At 53.1% G+C, this 3,920-nt stretch carries 2 protein-coding genes; both read left to right on the top strand.

From position 1 onward, the window contains the following. Nucleotides 1–41 precede the first annotated feature (41 nt). The gene (locus AAA069_RS09875) at nt 42–2,447 is read left to right on the top strand and encodes an NlpC/P60 family protein (RefSeq protein ID WP_349128264.1); all 2,406 of its coding nucleotides are present in this window, start codon (nt 42–44) and stop codon (nt 2,445–2,447) included. Between the two features lie 148 nt (nt 2,448–2,595). Next, nucleotides 2,596–3,920 (top strand): GH25 family lysozyme (locus AAA069_RS09870; RefSeq protein WP_349128263.1); only part of this gene is annotated, 1,325 nt, incomplete at its 3' end.

Below are 3,920 nucleotides of genomic sequence, written 5' to 3'. Positions count from 1 at the left end.
CGGGCTACGGCCGCGCCGTCCAGGCCGTCCAGGTCGCGGTCCTGCCCAAGGGCGACCCCGCCCCGGGCGACACCGCCTGTCCTTTTAAGAGCCGTAGCGATGAACCTGCCTCAATCACTGTTTGCTCACATACGTCGAATATTGGTTGGATGTCGCCCGTAGGCGGCGGATCTGTTGCCGGGACAACTGGTAGGGGCCTCCCCATGGAGGCGCTTGAGGCTCAGCTTGGCTGGTATGGTCACTCGGGCTCCATTGAGCTTCGTGGCCATGTTTCTAATGTCGGCTGGCAACAGTGGTCTGAGGGGCACTGTGGAACGACTGGTAAGTCTCAGCGTCTCGAAGCCGTTCAGATTCGTCTAACCGGTGAGGCAGCTGAAAAATATGACATTTGGTACTGTGCTCATGTCTCGGGTATAGGCTGGCTCGATTGGGCTTGTAATGGAGCTGCCGCTGGTTCTGCCGGTAAAGGCAAGGCTATCGAAGCGGTAAAGGTAATCCTTGTGGAGAAAGGCGGAGCAGCGCCTGGCTCTTCGAGCAAGGTCTTTATCGGCGATCTAGATGCTGTTGCGGTTTCCGGATCCGCCGTTTCTGGGGAGAGTCTTGGCTTATCTTCTGGTCAAAAGGCTACGATTGGAGGCAAGGGCGCCAAACTGCTGAACTCCATTGCCTTAAGCGTTGCAGGCCAAACTGATGACGGGTCAATTTCCTATGCCGTTATGGATGCATATTCAGGCTGGGGTGCCTCCGAATCGGATGGCGGCGCCGCCAAGGCGGTATCCGGTGCACCCATTAAAGCGATAAAAATGTCGCTGAGCGGCCAGTTTGCTGCCAATTATGACATTTGGTATCGAGTATACGATTCCGGTAATGGCTGGACGGGCTGGACGTCAAATGGTCAGGCATGTGGCGTTTCTGGTGGTTCTTCCGGTTTGTGCGGCATAGATGTTGCACTTGTTCGTAAGGGTCAACCTGCCCCTGGTTCTACCGGTAATGCATTTACCGAAACGTCGGGAATCGGTCTTGTATCCCAGGCGCACGTTGCTTCTGCGGGCTGGTTGGCTCCCGTTGGCAATGGCGAAACTGCCGGCCAGACGGGCATGTCTCGTTCTCTGCAGGCGTTGTATATTTCGACGCAGGGCATCGATGCCTCCGTTGAAGTGTCAGCACACGTTGCGAATATCGGTTGGCAGCCATACGTTTCGGGTGCTTCCTATGCTGGCACTGTTGGCAAGGGCCTCGCAATTCAGGCGGTTAAATTAAGGCTCACTGGCAACGACTCGTCAAAATACAATATTTACTACCGTATTCATGCGGCGGATTATGGTTGGCTTGGTTGGGCTAAAAATGACGCCGCAGCTGGCACCGTTGGGCTGTCTAAGCAGGCCGAGGCAATTCAAATTAAGTTGGTTGCCAAGGGTTCGTCCGACGCTCCCGTTCAAGATCATGCTGCGTTGATCCAGCTTCCTGGGCTATCCGCTAAGGCAAATTGCTCCGGTCTTGGCTGGCAAGCGTCTGTTGGCAATGGCGGTGTTGCCGGAACGGTTGGGCAGAACCGTGCCATGGAGGCAATGCAACTGTCCCTTTCCGATAGTTCCATGAACGGTGGCATTTCGTATTCCGCCCACGTATCCAATATCGGCTGGCAATCTGCTGTCTCAGATGGAGCCACAGCGGGAACCATTGGACAGGGACAACAAATCCAAGCTGTGAAGATTAATTTGACTGGTGACGTTTCGAATTACTTTGATGTCTGGTATCGCGTCCACGTGTCAAATTACGGATGGCTTGGCTGGACCAAAAATGGATCACCGGCGGGCACCACGAAGCTTGGCATTCCTGTTCAGGCATTACAGGTAAAGATTGTTCCCAAGGGCGCTTCCGCACCAGGCTCTACGTCTGATTCGTATTTTGAGACCTATCGTTATATGGGGTATCAGACCCCGGGATCTTATCCAAAGGTTAGTTGCAATAGCGTGCAGCTTCCTTCGTATTGCACCGGTTACTTTACGTATGTCACGCCTTCTCGAATTCCTTACAACGCTTCGCGACAGGATTGCATCAACGCATTCGTCCAGCGTGCTCGTGAATATATCGGGACGCGTTATATCGAGCCTTGGTCTTCTTGGCCGGGGGATGCGGTTGATTGTTCGGGCTTAGTGCTGCAATGTCTGTATGCGACTGGCATGGATATGGGTTGGTATAACCCGTATAACCATCGTTGGTTGCCCGAGCAAACCTACAACTCCATGAATTGGTATCGCAACAACACGTTTATGCCGGTTAGCACTTCTGCTATGCAGAGGGGAGATGTGGTCTACTACCAGGGCCATATTGGAATCTATATCGGAAACGGTCGAATCATTGATTCGTGGCCTGGGATCGGTGTGACCGAGCGCTCGGTCAATGCTCCAGGTCGTGTAATCGGTGCCGCTAGGCCTTTCGCATAGAGTCTGTTGAGGCGCTCCGTTGCAGGAGCGCCTCTTTTTGACTGTGTGCTAACTGGTGCTTTCCTAAGCTTTAAATGCCTGTATGGAAGTGCGATAATATAGCTAGTATTCGTTTCTTTATCTGTGGTTACTGTCTCGGGGGATATGCATGAAACGTCTTAAAGCGTCTGCTGCTTTGGTTTGTACGCTATTGATGGGCTGGTCGCAAATCATTCAGCCTTACAGCGCGTATGCGCTGTCGGTCCAGGCCGCCGCTGCTTCGCAGTCGGTCTCGCAAACATCGAACGAGTACGAATCTCAAGGTGCAAGCTCTCAGGGAGCGCAGGACGATGCCTCGGGTTCTCAGGGTGTAACCGAATGGTATGGTGACGATGCAAATGCTGCTCGTCCTGATGGGGGTGTAGACTCTGATTCAGGCGAACAGCCTGGAATTGGCATCGAAGAGTCTCGTGTTGACGAGTCAAACGGTGAAGCCCCAACCGATGATTCCACTGAAATGAATTCCTGCGAAGCCGACTCTTTGGAACCGAACTCTTGGCGTTTCGAAAACGGCGTGCTTATCGATTCTGACGATGGCGACATCGATGCGCAGTCTTTAACTGACGATCCTTTGCCCAATGGCGCTGTTGCGCGCGGCATCGATGTCAGCAATCATCAAGGAACTGTTGATTGGAATAAGGTTAAGGCCGCGGGGATTGATTTTGCCATTCTCAAGGTCGGTCCGGTTTACGGAAAACCTGACGATTCTTTTGAAAAGAACGCTGCTGAATGTGAACGCCTCGGCATTCCTTATGGCGTGTATTACTACTCCTACGCCCGTTCTGTAGAGGATGCCAATAAAGAGGCCGACAGGACACTTGCTTGGCTCGGCGGCCATCATCCGTCGCTTCCCGTTTATTATGATCTTGAGGATAGCTATATCTTGCAAGATCCGGATTTCAGCAAGGATAAGCTTACCCAGATTGCGCAGGCTTTTTGCAACCGTATGGAGGCCGTTGGCTTTAAGTCGGGTATCTATGCGAACCTTAACTGGCTTAACAACTACCTGAATTCTCCGTCGTTGAGCGGTTATGACCATTGGGTCGCTCAATATAATTGGCGTTGCGATTATGCTGGCAGCTACAGTTTCTGGCAGTATTCAAGCAGTGGCAATGTCCCGGGCGTCAACGGACGCTGTGACATGAACTACTGCTTCAACGGTTCTCTTCTCAACGTAGATGACAGCAAGATGCATATTCAGTATGAGGCGCATGTCTCGAATATTGGCTGGATGAGCAGCAAGCGCGACGGATCTACGGCTGGCACAACGGGGCAGTCTAAATCAGTAGAGGATCTTAAGGTCAGCATCTTGAATCCCGTTGAAGATGGCTCTGTGCAAATTAACGCCAATGTAAGTGGCGTCGGCTGGCAGGGCTGGGACACCCCCTCGGCCTCCGAGGGCGGCACCACCGGCCAGGGCCGCGCCGTCGAGGC

Origin of the sequence: Collinsella sp. CLA-SR-H006 (assembly GCF_040097075.1) — a bacterium.
Taxonomy (GTDB): domain Bacteria; phylum Actinomycetota; class Coriobacteriia; order Coriobacteriales; family Coriobacteriaceae; genus Collinsella.
This window is presented reverse-complemented; position numbering and strand designations above follow the sequence as displayed.